This window comes from Streptomyces sp. NBC_00440 (assembly GCF_036014215.1).
Classification (GTDB): domain Bacteria; phylum Actinomycetota; class Actinomycetes; order Streptomycetales; family Streptomycetaceae; genus Streptomyces.
Window position 1 is genome coordinate 3,366,629 of sequence record NZ_CP107921.1, and the last position, 21,510, is coordinate 3,388,138.

The window sequence follows — 21,510 nt, forward strand, 5'->3', positions numbered from 1 at the left end:
TGGCCGAAAAATGCACCCCTGCGCATCACCGATGCTAAAGTCCACAGGAATCCTTGGATGTAAATTCCACGAAAAATAAGGCAGATGCCATGGACGGCAACCTTCGGGAAGTATTCGACTTCATCGCCTTCACCGCACGCCTGCGGGAAGTCGACCGGCACAACAATGCCACCTCCGCCAGGAAGGAGAGCGTGGCCGAACACTCATGGCACCTGGCACTGGTCAGCTGGATCCTGCACCGCGAGTTCGAAAGAGAATGCGGCCATTCCCTCGACCTGGAGAAAATGCTCAAGTTGTGCCTGATGCACGACCTCGTGGAAATCGACGCGGGCGACCCGTCAGCCTGGACGGCCCAGCACAACGGCGACAAGGCCCGGATCGAGGAGGAGGTCGCCCAACGCCGGTTCTCGCCGCTCCCGGACGGGCTCGGCACCGAGTTCCTGGGCCTGTGGCACGAGTACGAGGAAGGACAGACGCCCGAGGCCCGGATCGTACGGGGAGTGGACCGGCTCAACCCCGCGCTGATGCGGTTCCTGACCGGTCAGGGCTGGCAGGACGTCGGCGCCGACGCCGAGGCCCTGGACCGGCTCCAACTGCCGCGCATCCAGGTGAGCGAGGCCCTCACCGCCCTGTACCAGGAAATCAGGGACGCGGCAGTGGCCCAGGGAATGCTCACTCCGGCGTCCTGATTGTCACCCCGCCGGAGCCCGGTCCGGACCCCCCGGTCGCCGGCCTGGCGGTGGTGGACCACCACCAGGAACTCGGTCCGCATCCGCCGGTCCCCCTGGTCCGGCGGACGCCGGGAGTGGGAGAATGGCGTCATGACTGAGCGAAAGCCCCCGGGGCTCAGCTTCGAGTCCTGGGTCGACCGGCAGATCCGCGAGGCGGAACAGCGTGGCGATTTCGCCCACCTGCCCGGCGCGGGGAAGCCGCTGCCCAATCTGAACGCGCCGTACGACGAGCTGTGGTGGATCAAGCAGAAGATGGCCCAGGAGGGCTCCGCGGCGATCCTTCACCCGACCCTCGCGCTGCGCAAGGAGATCGAGGACGTCCTGGCCAAGGCGGCCCGGGCCCCGTACGAGCGGCGCGTACGCGAGCTCCTGGAGCCGGTCAACGAGAAGATCGCCGCCAACCTGCGCACGCCACCGCCGGGGCCGCCGCTCGGCCGCCCGCTGATCGACATCGACGAGGCCGTGGCCGAGTGGCGGCAGGCCCACGACAAGGACACCGGGGACGACACCGGGGACAGCGAGAAGGGCAGGGCCGGCAGGGACTGCGAGGACGGCGGCCGGCCCCGCAGGCGCAGGCTCCGCATCCCCCGTCTCCGGCGCCACGGCTGACCCACGCCGCGCCGCGCCGGGCCAAACCGCGCCGGGCCGGTCGGCGTGTCACCGGCCGGCCCGGCGTCCATTCACCAGGCGCTGCGCAAGGCTCAGTCCAGCACCGGCAGCAGCTCCGGCAGGTGCCCGTCCGAAGCGTCGGCCGCCTGCATCCGCTCCTCCGGCACCGGCCCGTACAGCGTGTTCCGGGCGCGGGCCGGGCGGCCCGCCAGGTCGGCGATGGCGATGAGGTCCTGGATCGAGCGGTACGAACCGTAACTGGAGCCCGCCATCCGGGAGATGGTCTCCTCCATCAGCGTGCCGCCCAGGTCGTTCGCCCCGGAGCGCAGCATCTCCGCCGCGCCCTCCGCGCCGAGTTTCACCCAGCTGGTCTGGATGTTGGGGATGTACGGGTGGAGGAGCAGCCGTGCCATCGCGGTGACCGCGCGGTTGTCGCGGGCCGTCGGGCCCGGCCGGGCGATCCCGGCCAGATACACCGGGGCGTTGGTGTGGATGAAGGGCAGCGTCACGAACTCCGTGAAGCCCTCCACTCCCTTGGCCAGCGCGGTCTGCTGGATCTCCGCCAGGGTGCGGAAGTGGCCGAGCCAGTGTCGGGGCTGGTCGACATGGCCGTACATCATCGTGGACGAGGAGCGGATGCCCAGTTCGTGGGCGGTCGTGATGACCTCGATCCAGGTCGCCGTCGGCAGCTTGCCCTTGGTGAGGACCCAGCGGACCTCGTCGTCCAGGATCTCCGCCGCCGTGCCGGGGATCGAGCCGAGCCCGGCCTCCTTCGCCGCGGTCAGCCACTCGCGGATGGACAGGCCGGTGCGGGTCGCGCCGTTCACCACCTCCATCGGGGAGAACGCGTGCACATGCATCCCCGGGACGCGCTCGCGGACGGCCCGCGCGATGTCGAAGTACGCCGTGCCGGGCAGGTCCGGGTGGATACCGCCCTGCATACACACCTCGACCGCACCGACGTCCCACGCCTGAGCGGCCCGGTCGGCGACCTGGTCGAGCGAGAGCGTGTACGCGTCGGCGTCCGTGCGCCGCTGCGCGAAGGCGCAGAAGCGGCAGCCGGTGTAGCAGACGTTGGTGAAGTTGATGTTCCTGGTGACGATGTACGTGACGTCGTCACCGACCACGTCCCGCCGCAGGTCGTCCGCGATCCGGGTGAGTGCGTCCAGCGCCGGGCCGTCCGCGTGCAGCAGGGCGAGCGCCTCGTCGTCGGTGAGCCGCGTCGGGTCCGCGGCCGCCTGGTCGAGGGCCTGCTTGACGTCGGTGTCGATACGGGACGGGACCATGCCGGGGGCCGCCTGCTCGCGCAGGGCGTCCCAGTCCCCGTACACCTCGTCGAAGTCGTCCCGGCGGTCGGATGTGCGGCCCTCGGTGTCGATGGTGGTGTGCAGATCGGTGCGGCCGGTGGCGGTGAAGCCCTCCTCGGGCTCCTGCCAGGGCAGCCCGGACGGCTTGACGCCCTCGCGGGCCATACCGGTCTCCGGGTCGGCGAGCGCCCGGACGTGCGGCACCAGGCGGGGGTCCAGCCAGGGCTCGCCGCGCTGGATGAACTCCGGGTAGATGGTGAGCCGTTCACGCAGCTGGAAGCCGGCGTCCGCGGTGCGCTCGGCCAGCTCGTCGATGTGCGGCCAGGGGCTCTCGGGGTTGACGTGGTCGGGCGTCAGCGGCGACACCCCGCCCCAGTCGTCGATCCCGGCGCCGATGAGCAGCGCGTACTCCGCGTCGACCAGGTTCGGCGGGGCCTGGAGGCGGGCGGACGGGCCGAGGATGTGCCGGGCCACCGCGATGGCGGCGGCCAGCTCCTCCAGCTCGGCGTCGGGCATCGCGCGCATCGCCGTGTCGGGCTTCGCGCGGAAGTTCTGGACGATGACTTCCTGGATGCCGTGGTACGAGCGCGCGACCCGGCGCAGCTCGAAGAAGGCGTCGGCGCGCTCCTCGTACGACTCGCCGATCCCGATCAACACCCCGGTGGTGAAGGGGACGTTGGAACGCCCGGCGTCCTCCAGGACGCGCAGCCGTACGGCGGGCTCCTTGTCGGGCGAGCCGTGGTGCGGGCCGCCCGGCTCGCTCCACAGCCGGGTCGCCGTGGTCTCCAGCATCATGCCCATCGAGGGGGCGACCGGCTTGAGCCGCTGGAGGTCGGTCCAGGACATGACGCCCGGGTTGAGGTGGGGCAGCAGGCCGGTCTCCTCCAGGACCCGGACGGCCATGGCGCGTACATAGGCCAGGGTGTCGTCGTACCCTTCGGCTTCCAGCCATTCACGCGCCTCGGGCCAGCGCTCCTCGGGGCGGTCGCCGAGCGTGAACAGTGCTTCCTTGCAGCCGAGTTCGGCGCCCTGGCGGGCGATCTCCAGCACCTCGTCGGGCGACAGGTACATGCCGTGGCCGGCCCGCCTGAGCTTGCCGGGCACGGTCACGAACGTGCAGTAGTGGCACTTGTCCCGGCAGAGCCGGGTCAGCGGGATGAACACCTTGCGGGAGTACGTGATGACTCCGGGCCGCCCGGCCGCCTCCAGACCGGCGTCCCGCACGCGCGCGGCCGATGCGGCGAGGTCGCGCAGGTCGTCGCCGCGCGCCTGGAGGAGCACGGCGGCCTCGGCCGTGTCGAGGGCCACGCCGTCCCTGGCCCGCCTGAGCGCGCGGCGCATGGCATTTGCGGTGGGTGCTGCGGGCTGCGGATCAGTCATGGACCGAGCATACGAGCGCGATTTCGCACTGTCTGCGGCGCCTGGCCAGCCGTGACGTCCCGTTACGCCAGGTAACGCACGGCGTCCCCGGCGGTGCGGGCCGCCGGGGCACCAACTCCGCTCCGGCTCCCGATAATTCGAGTGATCGGCCGCGGACATGACATGTACGGTGAGGGCACTTCATGCACCTCCCGGTGCGCGGGCCGTGGTTACTTCTTTGGGTGAATTGCCTTCGGGCATGCGGGTTCGATACCCGCACAACCACAGCCGACTTGATCTCGGGAGGCACAGCGTCGGGGGTGCCCGGTGCGACAGGAGACGGATACTTCCTCTTCCACAGGCGAGACGCGGGTTCGAATCCCGTCGGAGGCTTCGGACCTCCGTAGCTCAGCGGCCCAGAGCGCGTTGTTTCCCGTCACCGACCTTGATCTCGGGCACCCTCCTGCTGAGCTTCCCCTCCACGCGAGGGGTTCCTCATGTCCAGGTTCAACCAGCGCGGCGCCCGCCCGGCCGCCGCCTCTCCCGTGACGTCCACCGGGGAGCGGGCCGCCACCCACCAGGGCGGCGCCGGCCATCTCCGCGACGCCAGGTCGGAGCTCTTCCTCCTCGCCGTCGCCAACACCGTCGGCACCGACACGTTCTACGAGACCGGCGGCCGGCGGGACGACCGGTACGCCCGGCTCGTCCGGAAGCTCGCCGTCGACGATCCGGTCTGGGTCGCCGAGCTGCTGTCCTGGCTGCGCAACGACGCCCAGCTGCGCACCGCGGCCCTGGTCGGCGCGGCCGAGTTCACCGCCGAGCGGCTGCTGCGGGAAGCTCCGGGACACTCGCGGCAGGTCATCGACTCCGTGCTCCAGCGCGCCGACGAGCCCGGCGAATTCCTCGGCTACTGGACCTCCCAGTACGGGCGCACGCTCCCGAAGCCCGTGAAGCGGGGAACAGCCGACGCCGTCCAGCGCCTCTACACCGAGCGGTCGCTCCTCAAGTACGACACCGACAGCAAGGGCTACCGGTTCGGCGACGTCCTCAACCTGGTCCACCCCAGTCCCGCGGCCGACAAGCCGTGGCAGGGCGACCTGTTCAAGCACGCGATCGACCGGCGCAAGAAGCGGGACGAGGAGATTCCCGCCCCGCTGACCACGCTCCGGGCGCGCGAGCAGCTGATGGCGACCCCGGCCGACCGGCGCCGCGCCGTACTCACCGAGCACCCGGAGCTGCTGGGGCGCGCGGGCATGACCTGGGAGGCGCTCGCCGGGTGGCTCCAGGGCCCGATGGACGCCACGGCCTGGGAGGCGGTCATCCCGTCGATGGGGTACATGGCGCTGCTCCGCAATCTCCGGAACTTCGACGAGGCCGGCGTCTGCGACGAAACGGCCGCACAGGTCGCGGCGAAGCTCGCCGACCCCGAGCAGGTCGCCCGCTCCCGGCAGCTGCCCATGCGCTTCTACTCCGCGTTCAACGCGGCCCCGTCGCTGCGGTGGGGACACGCTCTCGACAAGGCGCTCACCGCGTCCCTGTCGAACATTCCCCGGCTCGGCGGCCGGACCCTCGTCCTGGTGGACACCTCGACCTCGATGGAGTCGTCGTTCTCCCGTGACGGAACGCTGATGCGCTGGGACGCTGCGGCCCTGTTCGGCGTCGCCATCGGCCGGCGGTGCGGCGCTGCGGATGTCGTGTCGTTCTCCTCCGCGCGCTACTACGTGAACGACAGCCCCGGAGCGAAGGTGAAGGCGTTCCCGCTGACGCGCGGTGGCTCGCTCATCGGGGACGTACGGAAGTGGCGGGACGGCGGCTGGTTCCTGGGCGGCGGCACGGACACGGCGGCGGCGCTGCGGGAGACGTTCCGGGGCCACGACCGGGTCGTCATCGTCACGGACGAGCAGCACGGCCACGACGCCCAGGAGGTCACCGAGGCCGTCCCGGCGCAGACTCCGATGTACACGTGGAACCTCGCCGGATACGAGACCGGGCACGCCCCGTCGGGAAGCGGGTTCCGGCACACGTTCGGCGGCCTCACCGACCAGGCGTTCCGCACGATCCCGCTCATCGAGTCGGGGCGCGACGCGAAGTGGCCCTGGGAGCAGGTCGTGTCTTAGGGGCTGTCCGGTCTCAGAAGTCCCGCCTACTCCCCGACGATTCCCCGGAGCCCCTTCCACGAAGGCTGCCGGAGAATCCCGTCGGGGGTCAGCTCGGCGTACCGCACCTCGCCCTCCAGGAGGGGCAGCACCCAGTGGATGCCGGGCGGTGGCTTGGGCTGGGGTGCGCCTGCCGCAAAGGGAGGGGTGTCGGCGGCGGCCGCCGTGAGGAGCGGCAGCAGAAAGCGCCTTTGGTCGGTGGACAGGCCGGAGCCGACGGCGCCGGCATAGCGCAGGCCCTCGGGTCCGGGTACGCCGACGAGGAGCGAGCGGGGCTCACCACGGGCGTCGGCGGACCAGCCGCCGATCACGACATCGGCAGAGGGGCGGAACTTCACCTTGATCCAGTCCGGGGACCGGCGGCCGGGCTGGTAGCGCGAGGTCAGGCGCTTGAGGATGACCCCCTCCAGCTGCCGGTCACGGGTCCAGCGGATCCCGGCCGACGCGTCGTCCGTCCACGCGGGCGGTACGACGACCGTGCCGTCGCCGGGGAGGCGGAGGCTCTCCAGCAGCCGGCGCCGCTCCAGATACGGGCGGCCCGTCACCGTCGTGCCGTGGTGAACCAGGATGTCGAAGAGCATGAGCGTGACGGGGGTCCGTACGCGTGCGGTCCTGATCCGGGCCGGCCCGGCGAGCATCATCCGCTGCTGGAGCCTGCTGAAGGACGGCAGACCCGCCGGGTCCAGGGCGACGACCTCCCCGTCCAGGACGACGGGTGCGTCGTCCACGAGCCCGGCCAGTGAGGCGAGTTCGGGGTATCTGGCGGTGGCGTCCGCCCCTGAGCGGGCCTGCACCGTCACCTCACCACGCGCGTCAATGTGTGTGAGGAGGCGCATTCCGTCCCACTTGACCTCCGCCGCCCAGCCGCCGAGGTCGCTGGGGAGCGGGACCTCGCCGGCCAGCATCGGAGCGAGCCGGCCCGGCCGATCAGCCACGGTGGGCCCCGCTGCGGGCCCCGCTGCGGGGCCCGGCAGTACGGCGCGTACCGGCCAGGTCGCCGGTCACCCTGGCGCCGGCCACACATCGGGACCGCCGCCGTGCCACTGGATGAGCGACGTGGTCGGGATCTCTGCTTCGTCGACGCCCGCAAGACCGGCCCCGCGCAGCAGCTCGACGACATCCCGCTGGCTGTGGGCTACGCCAAGGGTCTCCTTACCGGCTCGCACGCGACGGCCGCCCGACGGGTCCGGCGGGTAGACAATGACCGGCATCTTCATACGTCCAGCGTGCTCCTGCTCCGCCGTTCCGGCACCCCGGGAGGGTGCCTGCCGACAGGACCGGCTCAGGCGGTGCAGCAGCGCAGGCGGAGGCAGGAACACAGGCGGGGAAGCAGCACAGGCGGGGAAGCAGCACAGGCGGGGAAGCAGCACAGGCGGGGGAATCGGCTCAGGCGGGGGCCGCAGCTCAGACGCCCTCGAAAGCTCAGACGCTCTCGAACTTCATCGACACAGCGCCCTCCGGCGTCACGCGGCAGACCGAGACCGTGCCCCAGACCTCCCCCTTCGGCTCCTGCAGGAGCCTGAGCGGCACAGGCTCCGCGGGGAAATCCAGGTCGTCGTCGGAGATGATCTGCGTGCGCAGTACGCCGGAGCAGCCGTGCGCGGAGAAGGCGAGCGTGGCTGCCACCGGCAGGACGTGGCTGTGGATGGCCAGTACCGCCCGGCCGTTGTATTTCGGTTCCTGAAGCACACCAACCAGCTTCCGCCCGGTCGCGGGTCACCGCACGTCGGGGAGCCCGCTCCGTGGCTCCGTAGCCCGTAGGCGCATCCGGCACGGCGGACGCTCAGGCGGCCAGATACGGCGCGTACTCGTCCAGCACCTTCAGCACCGACGCCTCGTCCGCGGACGGCAGTTGGAGTACGACCTCCTCAATGCCCAGCTCCGCGTAGTGCGCCAGCTTCCCGGGGGTCGGCAGCACCGCGTACGGGACGACGTGGAGCGCCGCCGGGTCGCGGCCCGCGTCCTGCCAGACCTGGCGCAGTACCGGCATCGACTCACCGAGCCCCCGGCCCCCGATCGGCATCCAGCCGTCCGCGTACTCCGCGATGTGCGCGAAGAGCTTCGGTCCGGCGGCCCCGCCGATCAGGGTGCGTACGCTGCCGCCCCGCGGTTTCGGATGCGCCTCGCTGGCCCGTACGGAGCCGAACTCACCCTCGTACGAGGTGGGTTCGGCCGCCCAGAGAGCCCGCATCAGCGCCATCCGGTCCCGGCCGAGATCGCGGCGGCGCGTCCACTCCACCCCGTGGTCGGCGGCCTCCTCCTTGTTCCAGCCGTAGCCGAGACCTAGCGTGAAGCGGCTGCCCGAGAGGTGGTCGAGGGTCGCGATCTGCTTGGCCAGGCCGATCGGGTCGTGCTGGGCGATGAGCGTGACACCCGTGCCCAGGGCCAGGGTGTCCGTCACCGCGGCGGCCTGCCCCAGCGCGACGAACGGGTCGAGCGTCCTGCTGTACTCGGCGGGCAGTTCGCCTCCCATCGGGTACGGAGTGGCCCGCTCGACCGGTATGTGCGTGTGCTCGGGCAGATACAGCCCGGCGAACCCGCGCTGCTCCAGCTCCCGTGCGAGCCGTACCGGGGTGACGGTCCGGTCGGTCAGAAAGATCGTGGTGCCCAGCCGCATGACATCAGCCCTCATTCGCGCTCGTGTATCCGTGCCGTGGGCGCAGAGGTTATGACGTCCGGGGCGAAAATCCGAGCGCCGTGTCACGGTCTCTGTCCCGCCCTCTTCCCTTCTCGCCCGGTTCACGGCTGAATACCAGGGTTCAGCTGCACCCCTTGTGTCCCCACAGACCCCTGGAGCCGTTGGCATGAACCCTGGAGACCCGACCCCCGGCGAGCTGGGCCGGCGCGGACTGCTGGTGACGGGAGCAGCCGCCGCGCTTACGTTGGGAAGCGTGAGCTTCGCGAACGCGGCGGACGGCGGTGGCGGCGCACCGCAGGACAGCACCCCGGGCGGCACACCACCGGCAGGAGGCACACCGCAGGACCGGACGAGGACGGTGAGCGGCACGCTGCCGCCCGGCTCGCCCGACTACGTCTATCTGCCGGTGGACGTTCCCGAAGGGGTCCGCGAGCTGGCGGTCTCGTACACGTACGAGAAGCCGGTGGTGCCCGCGGGCACTCAGGGCAACGCCCTGGACATCGGCATCTTCGACGAGCGCGGTACCGACCTCGGCGGGACGGGGTTCCGCGGCTGGTCGGGCGGCGCGCGCAGCGAGTTCTTCATCCGCGGCGACGCGGCGACCCCCGGCTATCTGCCGGGCCCGGTCCGCGCGGGCCGGTGGAACATCGCGCTCGGCCCGTACACCACGGCCCCCGAGGGGCTCCCGTACACCGTCACCATCACCCTGCGCTTCGGCCCGACGCCCGGGACGCCGAAGCCGGTGTATCCGCCGGTGCGCGCGAAGGGGCGCGGGCGGGCCTGGTACCGGGGCGACTGCCACATCCACTCGGTGCACTCGGACGGCAAGCGCACCCCGGCCGAGATCGCCGCGCTGGCCCGTTCGGCGGGGCTCGACTTCATCAACACCAGTGAGCACAACACGAGTTCCGGGCACCGCGCGTGGGACGGGCTGTGGGGCGACGACCTGCTCATCCTGACCGGTGAGGAGATCACCACGCGCAACGGCCATGTGCTGGGCATCTCCACCGACCACGGCACCTGGGTCGACTGGCGCTACCGCGCCCGGGACAACCGCTTCGGCCACTACGCCCGCGAGATCCGCCGTGCGGGCGGCCTGGTCGTCCCGGCGCACCCGCACGCGACCTGCATAGGCTGCAACTGGAAGTTCGGCTTCGGCGAGGCGGACGCGGTGGAGGTGTGGAACGGGCCCTACACCCTGGACGACGAGGTGTCCGTGGCGGACTGGGACAACACCCTGGTCAGCGGCGGCCGGGACTGGACCCCGGCGATGGGCAACAGCGACGCGCACAAGGACCCGGACCGGATCGGCACCCCGCAGACGGTCGTACTGGCCGACGACCTCAGCAGGGACGCCATCCTGGCGGGCATCCGCGCGGGCCACTCGTACATCACCGAGTCCTCGGCGATCTCGCTCACCTTCGGCGCCGCCGGCGGACGCGCGGCCCACGCGGGCATCGGCGACCGCCTCCGGGTGCCGGCCGACACCCCGGTGACGGTCCGCCTGGATGTCACCGGCGCCCCCGGCTGCACGGCGAACTTCGTCACGGACCAGGGCACGCTGTACACCACGCCCCTGCCCAAGTCGGGTGCGGGCACGGTGGAATGGCACACGACACCGGCGTACGCCACCTATGTACGCGCGGAGGTCCGGCACGCCCCGGCGGCTGCGGGGCTGCCGGGGGCGCTGGCGGCGCTGACCAATCCGGTGTTTCTGGGGGCGTGACGGGCGGGGGCCGCCGGGGCGGGTCGACGGCCCCGGGAAGCTGCGCGCGGGGCTTCCCGGGGCGGTCGGTCACGGCAGGATTCGGTCAGTGCAGGAGTTCGACGTACCCGTCCGTTCCGTGCACGCGGATCCGCTGTCCGTCCCGGATCAGCCGGGTGGCCTGGTCCACGCCCACGACGGCCGGCAGGCCGTACTCCCGGGCGATCACCGCGCCATGGGTCATCTGGCCGCCCACCTCCGTCACCAGACCCGCGACCGCGACGAACAGCGGAGACCAGCTGGGGTCCGTGAAGGTCGTGACCAGGATGTCGCCCTCTTCGAGATCGGCCTCCGCCATGTCGAGGATGACGCGGGCCCTTCCCTCGATGGTCCCGGTGGAGACCGGCAAACCGATCAGGGCTCCGGCCGGCGCGTCGTCGCGCCGGTACGCCCCGTTGACGGCCTCACCGTCCGATGTGAGCACCCGGGGCGGGGTGAGTGCGTGGTACGACCGGAACGCGTCCTTGCGCTGCTGGATGAGCCGGCCGTCCGCCTGGTTCGAGCGCACGACGTCGTGGAGTTCCTGGAACGTCAGATAGAAGACGTCCTCCTTCTCAGGAAGCACACCGGCCCGCACCAGGCGCCCGGCCTCCGCCAGCAGGGCCCGCTTGTAGACGAAGTAGCGGCTGATGATGCCGTACTTCGGGTACTCCCGGTACCCGATGAAGGTTCTGACCTGGTCGATCATCCGCTTGGCCTCGTCGGCCTTCCGGTCCCCGTCCGGCAGGGCCCGCAAGCGGGACAGCACGTCCTGCTCCTTCTGCTGGGCCTTCTGCCGCCCGTGCTCGAAGCGCCGCTCGGCGGCGCCCGGCTCGAAGTTCCTGACGTTGTCGAGGATCACGGGCACGAGCGTGGCGGGGCGCTCGCTCCAGCGCGGCCTGGTGATGTCGATCTCGCCGACGCAGCGCATCCCGTACCGGTCGAGGTAGGCCTCAATGGCGTCGCGTGCTCCGGTCCCGCCCGGAAGCTTCGCCAGCTCGTCCAGGAAGGTTGTGTTTTCGGCGTACCCGGCGTGCTCGACACCCCGCAGGAACTCCACCACCTCCGGCTTCGGGCGGATCACGTCCGCGACGTCGAGCAGCGCAAGTCCCATCTCCGACGTGATGTTGCCGGGGGCGGACAGGGTGAGGGTGTCAGCCGCGTTCTTCTCACCCAGCCACTCCTGCAACTGGTCGTTGAGCCACCACGTGGCCTCCATCCCCGCCATGATCGCCTGAAAGTTCAGCGGATCACCGAGGCCCCGCTTGTGCTCGTCGAAGGCCTCCAGCAGGAAGTCGAACAGCGCCGGTCCGGTCTTCGTCCGGATGTCGCGCTCCAGGGCGGCGATGGACGTCCGGCTGCGCTCGATCAGCTCGGGGACGATGGCCGGATCGGGCTCGGCCGGGGCGGACGCACCGCCGGCGGGCGGCCCGGCGGGTGCCGCGTCCGGGAGCGACGGGACGAAGTCGTCGCGGCCGAGAACGGTCTCCAGAGCGTCCCTGATCAGCGGATCGCCTCTCCCGACGACGTCCAGGAGAGCGGCGCGGCTCGCAGGTGAGGCCAGGCGCCGGGTGGCGTCCACGAACAGCCTCCCGCCGGCCTCGTGCATCGGCGCCATCGCTGTCAGCTGCCACATGGAGATCCCCAGGGGCTTCATGGGGTCGGTCATCATCTGCTGATGGCCCACGGAGAGGTAGACGTGGTTCTCCTGGGCGCCGGTCCCGAGGACGTCGCCGGTCTCGGGGATGGGGAAGAGCGTCGTGATCGGCCGGCTCTGAACGATCCGGAAGTCGCCGTCGGCCAGGCACCATTCGATGTCCTGCGGGCGGCCGAAGTGCGCTTCGATCCGCCGGCCGAGCTGCACGAGCCGCACGGCCTGCGCATCCGTCAGCGCCGGCTGCTCCTGCCGCTGCGGGTCGACCGCCACTTCCCACGTACCTCCGGCCGGCAGGGCGTGAACGGCGCGCTGTTTGGCGGCGATCACCCTCTCGACGACCTCACCGTGCCGCACCTTGAAGACGTCCGGGTTCACCAGGCCGGACACCAGGGCCTCACCGAGACCGAAGCCGGCGTCCACGGTGGCGACCTTCCGGTTACCCGTGACGGGGTCGGCCGTGAACAGGATGCCGGACGCATCGGGGAAGACCATCTGCTGCACGACCACGGCCATGTGGACCGTACGGTGATCGATGCCGTTCCGCCGGCGGTAGGTCACGGCCCGCTCGGTGAACAGCGAGGCCCAGCACCGGCTGATGTGCTGGAGGACCGCCTCCGGCCCCACGACGTTCAGATACGTGTCCTGCTGGCCGGCGAAAGAGGCCGTCGGCAGGTCCTCCGCCGTCGCGCTGGACCGGACGGCGCAGGCGGTGTGCTCACCGAGCCGGGCGAGCGCGCCGGTGATCGCCGCCGCGAGATCGTCCGGGACGGCAATCCCTTCGATGGTCCGGCGGATCCGCGCGCTGAGCGTGCGGATCGTCTCCCGGTCGTCCCCCTCGCCGGCAGAGCGAGTCGAGCGCGACAGCTGATCGAGCTGATCAAGCTCATCGAGCTGATCACCGATCGACGGCGCTTCCGCCATGATCCGCCGGAAAGCGTCCGTCGTCACACAGAAGCCACCCGGCACGCGGATGCCTTCGATCCGCGACAGCCCGCCCAGGTGGGCGCCCTTGCCACCGACGACCGCGATCTGTGTCTCGTCGGCCTCTTGAAGATCCAATACGTACTGCTCACTCACTGCGATCCTTCCGAGGCAGCCGGGCTCCGTTGCACTGCCGATCCCACCACTGGTTCGACGTCACCGCGTCCCCCACACGTCGTGGCGCCCCCTCCCATTTCCGCAGGTCGAGGCACCGGCCGACGATTCTGCGCCATGACGGGGGCCTTGCGGCAAGCCCCCCGTCGCGCTATAAGTTGAGAGTGGCAAGGAGAGTGCTCTCCTTGTCTTTTTCTTTGCTGGCTGTCTTTGCCGGCTGTCTCTGGCTGTCTTTGCCGGCGCGGTGGCAGATCGCGCGGAGGGGCTGCAAGGGTCCTCAGCGACCCTTGCAGCCCCTCCTACGCGTAAGACGTGTTGCTTGCCCTTACCCCGGCCAGACGATCGACTGGAGCTCGCTGTACGCGTGCAGGGCGTACGAGCCGACGTCCCGGCCCACTCCGCTCTGCTTGAACCCACCGAACGGCGCCTCCATGTTCCGGCCGATGGTGTTCACCCCCACCCCTCCGGCCCGCAGCTGTGCCGCCACCCGGAACGCCCGTGCCACGTCGCCCGACCAGACGTAGTCGAGCAGGCCGTAGTCGCTGTCGTTGGCCAGGGCGATGCCCTCCTCCTCGTCGTCGAAGGGGACCACCACGACGACCGGGCCGAAGATCTCCTCGCGGACCACGCGCATGTCGTTGGTGCAGTCGGCGAGCAGCGTGGGCGCGGTGTAGAAGCCCTTGTCGAACGACGGCCGTTCGCCGCCCGCGACGACCGTCGCGCCCTCCTTCCGGCCGAGTTCCACGTACGACTCGATCCGGTCCCGGTGGGCCGCCGAGATCACCGGTCCGACCACCGTGCCCCGTTCACCCGGGTCACCCACCTTCAAGTGCCCTGTGTAGGCGGCGAGTTGGGAGACCAGACGGTCGTAGATACCACGCTGGGCCAGTACCCGGGTGGGCGCCGTGCAGATCTGGCCGCTGTAGAAGGAGAAGGTCGTGCCGATCCCGGACACCGCCGATTCCAGGTCCGCGTCGTCGAAGACCAGCGCCGCGCCCTTGCCGCCCAGCTCCATCAGCTGCCGCTTCATACCGCGGCCGCAGACCTCGGCGATGCGCCTGCCGACCACCGTGGAGCCGGTGAAGCTGACCATGTCGACGTCCGGTGAGTCGACGGCAGCCTCGCCCACCTCCGTACCCGTCCCGCTGACCACGTTCACCACCCCGCGCGGCACACCCGCCTCGGTCAGCGCCTCCGCCATCCGGAAGACGGAGAGGGGGTCCTGCGGGGCCGGTTTGACGACCACGGTGTTGCCCATGGCGAGCGCGGGCGCGATCTTGCCCGCCGGGTTGGCCCAGGGGTTGTTGTACGAGGTGATGCAGGTGACCACTCCCACCGGCCGGCGGGCGGCGAGCGCCCCGAAGACGCCTGCCTTCCCCATCGGGCCCGCCTCGTTGATCTGCGGCGGCAGGCCCTGCTCGACCGGTTCCAGGGCGCCCTTCGCGTAACGCCGGAAGCGTGCCACCCCCACACCGACCTGCATCCCGCGCGCGGTCCCCGTGGTGGCGCCGCTCTCCGCCTGGGCGAGCGCCGCGTACGGCAGGAACTCCCGCTGCATGATGCCGGCCGCACGGGCGAGGATCGCGGAGCGCTCCTCCGGCGCCGTCCGCGACCAGCCCGCGAAGGCCGCACGGGCGGCGGCGGCCGCCGCGTACACCTGCTCGCGGCTCGCCTCGGGCGCGGGTCCCACGCTCTCCTCGGTGGCCGGGTTGATCACGTCGTAGTGCCCGCCGTCCGGCGCGACCCACTCGCCGTCGATGAAGAGCCCCTGCTCCTGGCGTGCGTTCACCCGCTGCTCCTGGCCTGCGCTCAACGGGTCGCCACCGTCCTGGTGTCGCGGCCGGACCGCAGCACCGTGCCCGGCACCGCGCCGGTGATCTCGTCGTCCCGGATGGTCTCGACGCCGTTGACCCGTACCGACACGATGCCGATCGCCCGTGAGTCGAGACGGGGGCTGTCGCCCGGCAGGTCGTGCACGAGCGTCGCCGGGCCCGCCGCGATCCGCTCCGGGTCGAACAGCACCAGATCGGCGTGGAAGCCCTCCTCGATCCGGCCGCGCTCACGCAGCCCGAAGAGCTGGGCGGGGTCGTCGGTCAGCATCTTCACCGCCGCTTCGAGGCCGACCAGTTTGCGGCCGCGCAGGCAGTCGCCGATGAAGCGCGTCGTGTACGGGGCCCCGCACATCCGGTCCAGGTGCGCGCCCGCGTCGGAGCCGCCCAGCATCACGTCCTCGTGCTCCCAGGTCTTGCGCCGCAGCTCCCAGGAGTCCGGGTCGTTGTCGCTGGGCATCGGCCAGAGCACGGTGCGCAGTTCGTCGTTGGCGCAGATCTCCACCAGACAGTGGAACGGCTCCTGACCGCGCTCGGCCGCGATGTCCTTCACCACCCGGCCGCTGAGCCCCTCGTTGGCCTCGGAGTAGGTGTCACCGATGACGTACCGCCCGAAGTTGGCCAGCCGCCGGAAGACGCCCGCCTCCTTGCTGTTGGCGTGCCGCAGCATCTCGGCCCGTACGTCGGGGTTGCGCAGCTCGGCGATCCGCTCCGGCACCGGGAGCCCCAGGATGTCGCCCCAGCCGGGTATCAGGTTCAGCGCGCAGAACGTGCCGAGCGACATGTTCATCGGGGTGAGGATGGGCATCGTCAGGGCGACGATCCGGCCGCCCTCCTTGCGCGCGCGGTCGCTGGCGCTGAGCTGGCGCGGTACGCGTTCGGGTACGGCGGCGTCGATGGTCAGGACGTTCCAGTTGAGCGGGCGGCCCGCTGCCGCGCTCATCCCTACGAAGAGGTCGACCTCCTCGTCGCTGAACTGGTCGAGGCAGCCGGCCACGATCGCTTCGATCTGGGTGCCCTCGTGCTCGCCGACCGCCTTGGACAGGGCGAGCAGTTCGGCCGGGCTCGCGTGCCGGGAGGCGACGGGCTCGCCGTCGCCGTCGGAGTGGGTGGACGACTGGGTGGTGGAGAACCCCCAGGCGCCCGCTTCCATCGCCTCGTGGAAGATCCGCAGCATCTCGGCGAGCTGTTCGCCGGTGGGCTGTCCGCCGATCGCGTCGGCGCCCATGACGTGCCGGCGCAGGGCGCAGTGGCCCACCATGAAGCCGGCGTTGACGGCGGTACGGCCGTCCAGGGCGTCCAGGTACTCGGCGAAGGTCGACCAGTTCCACGGGGCACCCTCTTCGAGCGCGACCAGCGACATGCCCTCGACCTTGGACATCATGCGGCGCGTGTAGTCGGCGTCGCCGGGGTGGTCCGGGTTGAGCGGGGCGAGGGTGAAGCCGCAGTTGCCGCCCGCGACGGTGGTGACGCCGTGGTTCATGGACGGGGTGGCGTACGGGTCCCAGAAGAGCTGTGCGTCGTAGTGGGTGTGCGGGTCGACGAAGCCGGGGGCGAGCACGAGGCCCGTCGCGTCCTCGGTGGTCGCGGCGGGTTCGGTGACGGTGCCGGGCTTCGCGATGACGGCTATGCGGCCGTCCCGGATGCCGAGGTCCGCGACGTACGAGGGGGCACCGGTGCCGTCCACGACGGTCGCTCCGCGGATGAGGTGGTCGAGCATGTGGTCTGGTCCCTTCTCTGTATCTCTTCTGGGCGGCGCGGCGGACCGGATCCGGCCCGGGTGCGGTTCCGTCCCGGTCGGCCGGGCCGGGCGCATGGCTCCGGCCGGTGCATACGGGAAGGCCGCTCCCCCGTACGCACCGGCCGGAACCGGACGGCAGCCGTCCGGGATGGAGCCGCCGTCCGCCCCGAGGTGGCGGTCCGGCCTGATCCGAACGGCAGGCCCTACGCGCCGGTCTGCCGGAAGCGCGTCGTCCGGTGGACCGGGTCCGTGTCGATCTGCGGGATGACGTGCTCACCGATCAGCTTGATGGTGTTGAGCGTGTCCTCGGACGAGATCCCGATCGGCAGCCCGAACGACAGCTGGTCCGCCCCCGCCTGTTCCCAGCGCTTGCACTGCTGGAGCACCTCGCCTGGGTCACCGCAGATCATCAGCTCCTCCGCGATGAGCAGCTCGATGATCTCCGTGCTGTACTCGGGCAGCAGCTCCGGCCACTCGGGTATGCCATCGGGCCTGGGGAACGTGTCGTGGTAGCGGAACAGCAGCGACTGAAGGTAGTTGAGCCCGCCGCTGACGGCGATCTCGACCGCCTTGTCGTGGGTCTCGGCGCAGATCGCGGTCGAGGTCACCATGACGTTGTCGTTGACGAAGGCGCCGATCGGCTCGGCCTCCTTCACCGCGTTCTTGTACGACTCGACGACCCACTCCATGTCCGAGACCTTCTGGACGCTGAACCCCAGCACCCCGAGGCCCTTCTTGCCGGCCATGGCGTACGAGGCGGGGGACCCGGCGGCGTACCACATGGCCGGGTGCGCCTTCCCGTACGGCTTGGGCAGGATCTTGCGCGGCGGCAGTGACCAGTGCTTGCCCTGGAAGCCGACGTACTCGTCCTGGAGCCACATCTTGGGAAATTCGCCGATCGTCTCTTCCCAGATCTCCTTGGTGTGGTTCATGTCCGTGATGCCCGGCATGAACCCGAGGATCTCGTGACTGCCAGCACCGCGCCCCGAGCCGAACTCGAAGCGGCCTTCCGAGAGGTGGTCCATCATGGCCACCTTCTCGGCGACCTTGACGGGGTGGTTGACCGGTGCCAGCGGGTTGAAGATGCCGGATCCGAGGTGGATGCGGTCCGTCGCGTGCGCGAGGTAGCCGAGGAACACATCGTTGGCGGAGAGGTGCGAGTACTCCTCCAGGAAGTGGTGCTCGGAGGCCCAGGCGTACTTGAAGTTGGACTTGTCCGCCTGGATGACGTACTCGGTCTCCTCCATCAGCGCCTTGTGCTCGGCCTCGGGATCGGCCTGGGCGCGCTGCTTCGGTACGTATCCCTGTACAAAGAGCCCGAATTCCAAAGGGGTTCACCGTCCCTAGGTCTCTGCCGCTTATCTGACACATCGTCAGATCGCGGTGAAGTCGACTGTGGCACCGCACGCGAGGAGCGTCAATACCTGACGATGAGTCAGGCACACATGTCACATGCGGGTCTGTGCGTCAGAAAGGTGCTCTGCGCGTTCTGCGCGTCGGAAGAAGCTGTGCGTCAGAAGATGCTGACCCCGGCCAGCCAGCCGCCGTCGATGACGAACGGCTGCCCGGTGATGTACGAGGAGTCCTCACCCGAGAGGAAGAGCGCCAGCCTGGCGACCTCCTCGGGCCTGCCCACCCGCCCCAGCGGCACCAGCTTCCGGTAGAGCTCGTCCAGGGCCGCGGACGACTCCGCCGGATCCGCGTCCGGGTCGAGCTGGGCGGGGTTGCTCATGGGGGTGTCGATGGCGCCGGGGCACATCGCGTTGACCCGGATGCCCTTCGCCGCCAGTTCCATCGCGGCCACCCGGGTCAGACCGACGATCGCGGCCTTGGTCGCCGCGTACGAGCCGACGAATGCCATCCCGGTCAGCGCGGTGTACGAGGCGGTGTTGACGATGGTCCCGCCGCCCGCCGCCTCGATCTCCGGTGCGACCGTCTTGATGCCGAGGAAGGCGCCGACCTGGTTGACCTGTACGACCTGCTGGAACTCGTCGAGCGGCGTCGTCACCAGCTCGTTGAATCGCAGGATCCCGGCGTTGTTGACCAGCCCGTCGATCTTCCCGAAGGTCTCCTTGGCCGCCTCGACGGCGGCGCTCCAGTCCGCCTCCCGGGTCACGTCGAGCCGTACGTACGCGGCGGACTCCCCCAACTCCTTGGCCAGCGCCGCTCCCTGCTCGTCCAGCACGTCCCCGAGCAGGACCTTCGCCCCTTCGGCCACGAAGAGCCGCGCCTCCTGTTCCCCCTGTCCGCGTGCCGCGCCGGTGATGACGATGACCCGCCCGTCGAGCTTGCCCATAACCGCTCTCCCTTGATTGAGGTGCGGAGCGACTGACTGACTACTGATTGAGGTGCGGAGCGACGTCGGCGGCGAAGGCCGCCATCTGGTCGGTGAGTTCGGTACGGCTCCGGCTGCGGAACCGCACCTGGATCTGGTCGACGCCCATCGCCGCGTACTCCCGCAACGAATCGGCGATGGCGTCGGGCTTGCCGGTGAGGGTCCTGCGCCCGACCGGCCGGCCGGGCTCCCCCACGTACAGCGGCTCGGTGATGGCACCGATCTCGATCGGGTCCGTCACCCCGGCCGCCTCCCTGAGCGCGCGCAGCCGGGCGATCTGTGCGGGCAGCCGGTCGCGCGGGTCACCCTGCGGCAGCCATCCGTCCGCCCGCTCGGCGGCCCGGCGCACAGCGGCCGGCGACGACCCGCCGACCCAGACGGGCACCTGGCGCTGAGCCGGTCTGGGCAGCTGCGCGAGGCCTTCGAAGTCGTAGAGCTCGCCGTGGTGTTCGGGGTACTCGTCGGGGCCGAGTGCGGACCGGAGTGCGTCGATGGACTCGTTCAGTACGGAGCCGCGCCCCGGGAAGTCGGCCCCGACGGCCTCGAACTCCTCCGGCACGTGCCCCGCCCCGACCCCCAGGATCAGCCGGCCGCCGCTGAGGTGGTCCAGGGTCGCGTACTGCTTGGCGGTGAGCAGCGGGTGCCGCAGCCCCAGGACTGCGACATGGCTCATCAGCCGTACCCGCCGGGTGATCCCGGCCAGGAAGCCGAGGGTGGCGACCGGGTCGTACCAGACGGTGCCCATGGCCTCGGCGAGCCGCCGCGGGATGGCCACGTGGTCGCAGCCCGCGATGTAGGCGAAGCCGGTGCGGTCGGCGGTGCGGGCGATCTCCGCGAGGTCGTGCGGGGTGGCGGCGGCCTCCCACGCCTCCGCGTAGATGGTGCTCTGGGACTGGATGGGCAACTGCATCCCGTAGACGAGCTGCCCTTCGGGAAAGACCCTTGTCATGGGTACGTACCCCTCGTGAGTGAGTGTCTGCGGTGGTCGCGGGCGCGGTGGTCGCGGGCCGGGAGCGTCACCCGGCCCAGAGGCCGTCCTCTGTCAGACCGAGCAGTTCGATCGCGTTGCCGCGCACGATGCGGTCCACCACGTCCGGGGCCAGGTGCCCCATCTGGGCCTCTCCGACCTCACGGGACTTGGGCCAGGTGGAGTCGGAGTGGGGGTAGTCCGTCTCGTACAGCACGTTCCCCACCCCGATCGAGTCGAGGTTCTTGAGCCCGAAGGCGTCGTCGAAGAAGCAGCCGTACACATGGTCGGTGAACAGCTCGGACGGCGGCCGGTGGACCTTGTCCGCCACCCCGCCCCAGCCGCGGTTCTCCTCCCAGACCACGTCGGCGCGTTCCAGGATGTACGGGATCCAGCCGATCTGGCCCTCCGCGTACATGATCTTCAGATTCGGGAAGCGCTCGAACTTGCCGCTCATCAGCCAGTCGACCATCGAGAAGCAGCAGTTGGCGAAGGTGATCGTGGAGCCGACCGCCGGCGGTGCGTCGGCCGATGTGGACGGCATCTTGGACGACGAGCCGATGTGCATCCCGATCACCGTGCCGGTCTCGTCGCACGCGGCGAGGAACGGGTCCCACTCGTCGGTGTGGATGGACGGCAGCCCCAGGAACGGGGGTATCTCCGAGAACGCGACCGCGCGCACCCCGCGTGCGGCGTTGCGCCTGACCTCGTCCGCCGCGAGCCGCGCGTCCCACAGCGGGACGATCGGCAGCGGGATGAGGCGCCCGTGCGCCTCGGGCCCGCACCACTCCTCCACCATCCAGTCGTTGTACGCACGGACGCCGAGCAGGGCCAGTTCGCGGTCGGTCGCCTCGGTGAAGGTCTGGCCGCAGAACCTCGGGAAGGTCGGGAAGCAGAGCGCGGACTGGACGTGGTTGACGTCCATGTCGGCGAGGCGGTCGGGCACCGAGAAGGAGCCGGGCCGCATCTGTTCGTAGGTGATGACTTCGAGTTTGATGTCGTCCCTGTCGTAGCCGACCGACGTGTCCAGGCGGGTCAGCGGCCGGTGCAGGTCCTCGTAGATCCACCAGTCGCCGATCGGCCCGTCATCGCCCTTGGCTCCCATCACCGGGGCGAACTTGCCGCCCATGAAGGACATGGACTTGAGGGGCGCCCGGACGATACGCGGACCTGTGTCCCGGTATTTGGACGGGAGCCGGTCCTGCCAGACGTGGGGAGGTTCCACGGTGTGGTCGTCCACCGAGATGATCTTCGGGAAAGTCTCCATGTTCTCCACCGTAGCGCCCATCTGACGAACCGTCAGCTACTGGTGCGGCTCTCCCTGCCGAAAGATGCGGCGACG

Annotated in this window: 16 protein-coding genes; 4 read left to right on the forward strand and 12 right to left on the reverse strand. The window is 70.4% G+C overall.

What is annotated here, in order from left to right; genetic code table 11:
* Nucleotides 1-89 precede the first annotated feature (89 nt).
* Nucleotides 90-689, forward strand: a complete 600-nt coding sequence (locus OHB13_RS15020; protein ID WP_328377445.1) for an HD domain-containing protein — start codon at nt 90-92, stop codon at nt 687-689.
* A gap of 132 nt (nt 690-821) precedes the next feature.
* Nucleotides 822-1,340 carry a J-domain-containing protein gene (locus tag OHB13_RS15025; protein WP_328377446.1) on the forward strand — a complete coding sequence of 173 codons (519 nt, stop codon included), beginning with the start codon at nt 822-824 and terminating at the stop codon, nt 1,338-1,340.
* 92 nt (nt 1,341-1,432) lie between these two features.
* Here the strand turns inward: OHB13_RS15025 and OHB13_RS15030 are convergent, their stop codons facing one another.
* On the reverse strand, nt 1,433-4,027 hold the full coding sequence (locus OHB13_RS15030; protein ID WP_328377447.1) for a bifunctional FO biosynthesis protein CofGH: 2,595 nt from the start codon (nt 4,025-4,027) through the stop codon (nt 1,433-1,435).
* 476 nt (nt 4,028-4,503) lie between these two features.
* Here OHB13_RS15030 and OHB13_RS15035 point away from each other — a divergent pair, with 476 nt between their 5' ends.
* The gene (locus OHB13_RS15035) at nt 4,504-6,123 is read left to right on the forward strand and encodes a TROVE domain-containing protein (protein ID WP_328377448.1); all 1,620 of its coding nucleotides are present in this window, start codon (nt 4,504-4,506) and stop codon (nt 6,121-6,123) included.
* A 26-nt stretch (nt 6,124-6,149) separates the two neighbouring features.
* Here OHB13_RS15035 and ligD read toward each other — a convergent pair whose 3' ends face one another.
* The 4 genes from ligD to OHB13_RS15055 all read right to left on the reverse strand — a co-directional run bounded on the left by ligD (nt 6,150) and on the right by OHB13_RS15055 (nt 8,779).
* Entirely contained in the window at nt 6,150-7,097 is a 948-nt protein-coding gene (ligD, locus tag OHB13_RS15040; RefSeq protein ID WP_328377449.1) for a non-homologous end-joining DNA ligase, read from the reverse strand.
* Nucleotides 7,098-7,163: 66 nt separating this feature from the next.
* Complete coding sequence (locus OHB13_RS15045; protein ID WP_266855907.1) at nt 7,164-7,379, reverse strand: hypothetical protein; 216 nt, start codon at nt 7,377-7,379, stop codon at nt 7,164-7,166.
* Between the two features lie 205 nt (nt 7,380-7,584).
* Nucleotides 7,585-7,851, reverse strand: coding sequence for a hypothetical protein (locus tag OHB13_RS15050; RefSeq protein ID WP_328377450.1), 267 nt, complete (start codon nt 7,849-7,851; stop codon nt 7,585-7,587).
* A gap of 94 nt (nt 7,852-7,945) precedes the next feature.
* Nucleotides 7,946-8,779 carry a TIGR03619 family F420-dependent LLM class oxidoreductase gene (locus tag OHB13_RS15055; RefSeq protein ID WP_266860994.1) on the reverse strand — a complete coding sequence of 278 codons (834 nt, stop codon included), beginning with the start codon at nt 8,777-8,779 and terminating at the stop codon, nt 7,946-7,948.
* Between the two features lie 187 nt (nt 8,780-8,966).
* Here OHB13_RS15055 and OHB13_RS15060 point away from each other — a divergent pair, with 187 nt between their 5' ends.
* Nucleotides 8,967-10,526, forward strand: a complete 1,560-nt coding sequence (locus OHB13_RS15060; RefSeq protein WP_328377451.1) for a CehA/McbA family metallohydrolase — start codon at nt 8,967-8,969, stop codon at nt 10,524-10,526.
* Nucleotides 10,527-10,611: 85 nt separating this feature from the next.
* Here the strand turns inward: OHB13_RS15060 and rph are convergent, their stop codons facing one another.
* From rph to OHB13_RS15095, 7 genes are all read right to left on the reverse strand, one after another.
* Nucleotides 10,612-13,278 carry a rifamycin-inactivating phosphotransferase gene (rph, locus tag OHB13_RS15065; protein WP_328377452.1) on the reverse strand — a complete coding sequence of 889 codons (2,667 nt, stop codon included), beginning with the start codon at nt 13,276-13,278 and terminating at the stop codon, nt 10,612-10,614.
* A gap of 343 nt (nt 13,279-13,621) precedes the next feature.
* Nucleotides 13,622-15,085, reverse strand: a complete 1,464-nt coding sequence (locus OHB13_RS15070) for an aldehyde dehydrogenase family protein (protein ID WP_328377453.1) — start codon at nt 15,083-15,085, stop codon at nt 13,622-13,624.
* Between the two features lie 20 nt (nt 15,086-15,105).
* Nucleotides 15,106-16,845 (reverse strand): N-acyl-D-amino-acid deacylase family protein, encoded by a 1,740-nt coding sequence (locus OHB13_RS15075; RefSeq protein WP_328377454.1) that lies wholly within the window; start codon nt 16,843-16,845, stop codon nt 15,106-15,108.
* Between the two features lie 224 nt (nt 16,846-17,069).
* Complete coding sequence (locus tag OHB13_RS15080; RefSeq protein ID WP_266855896.1) at nt 17,070-18,194, reverse strand: LLM class flavin-dependent oxidoreductase; 1,125 nt, start codon at nt 18,192-18,194, stop codon at nt 17,070-17,072.
* 185 nt (nt 18,195-18,379) lie between these two features.
* Entirely contained in the window at nt 18,380-19,162 is a 783-nt protein-coding gene (locus OHB13_RS15085) for an SDR family NAD(P)-dependent oxidoreductase (protein WP_328377455.1), read from the reverse strand.
* A gap of 40 nt (nt 19,163-19,202) precedes the next feature.
* Nucleotides 19,203-20,150 (reverse strand): TIGR03619 family F420-dependent LLM class oxidoreductase, encoded by a 948-nt coding sequence (locus tag OHB13_RS15090; protein WP_266855893.1) that lies wholly within the window; start codon nt 20,148-20,150, stop codon nt 19,203-19,205.
* Between the two features lie 67 nt (nt 20,151-20,217).
* The gene (locus OHB13_RS15095; protein ID WP_266855892.1) at nt 20,218-21,435 is read right to left on the reverse strand and encodes an amidohydrolase family protein; all 1,218 of its coding nucleotides are present in this window, start codon (nt 21,433-21,435) and stop codon (nt 20,218-20,220) included.
* Nucleotides 21,436-21,510: the final 75 nt, after the last annotated feature.

What these genes read in the sequence shown, in the direction of transcription:
- OHB13_RS15075 (WP_328377454.1), bottom strand. Translation starts at nt 16,845, where the DNA reads ATGCTCGACCACCTCATCCGCGGAGCGACCGTCGTGGACGGCACCGGT.
- OHB13_RS15030 (WP_328377447.1), bottom strand. Translation starts at nt 4,027, where the DNA reads ATGACTGATCCGCAGCCCGCAGCACCCACCGCAAATGCCATGCGCCGC.
- OHB13_RS15020 (WP_328377445.1), top strand. Translation starts at nt 90, where the DNA reads ATGGACGGCAACCTTCGGGAAGTATTCGACTTCATCGCCTTCACCGCA.
- OHB13_RS15055 (WP_266860994.1), bottom strand. Translation starts at nt 8,779, where the DNA reads ATGCGGCTGGGCACCACGATCTTTCTGACCGACCGGACCGTCACCCCG.
- OHB13_RS15035 (WP_328377448.1), top strand. Translation starts at nt 4,504, where the DNA reads ATGTCCAGGTTCAACCAGCGCGGCGCCCGCCCGGCCGCCGCCTCTCCC.
- OHB13_RS15025 (WP_328377446.1), top strand. Translation starts at nt 822, where the DNA reads ATGACTGAGCGAAAGCCCCCGGGGCTCAGCTTCGAGTCCTGGGTCGAC.
- OHB13_RS15045 (WP_266855907.1), bottom strand. Translation starts at nt 7,379, where the DNA reads ATGAAGATGCCGGTCATTGTCTACCCGCCGGACCCGTCGGGCGGCCGT.
- OHB13_RS15090 (WP_266855893.1), bottom strand. Translation starts at nt 20,150, where the DNA reads ATGACAAGGGTCTTTCCCGAAGGGCAGCTCGTCTACGGGATGCAGTTG.
- OHB13_RS15095 (WP_266855892.1), bottom strand. Translation starts at nt 21,435, where the DNA reads ATGGAGACTTTCCCGAAGATCATCTCGGTGGACGACCACACCGTGGAA.
- OHB13_RS15085 (WP_328377455.1), bottom strand. Translation starts at nt 19,162, where the DNA reads ATGGGCAAGCTCGACGGGCGGGTCATCGTCATCACCGGCGCGGCACGC.
- OHB13_RS15060 (WP_328377451.1), top strand. Translation starts at nt 8,967, where the DNA reads ATGAACCCTGGAGACCCGACCCCCGGCGAGCTGGGCCGGCGCGGACTG.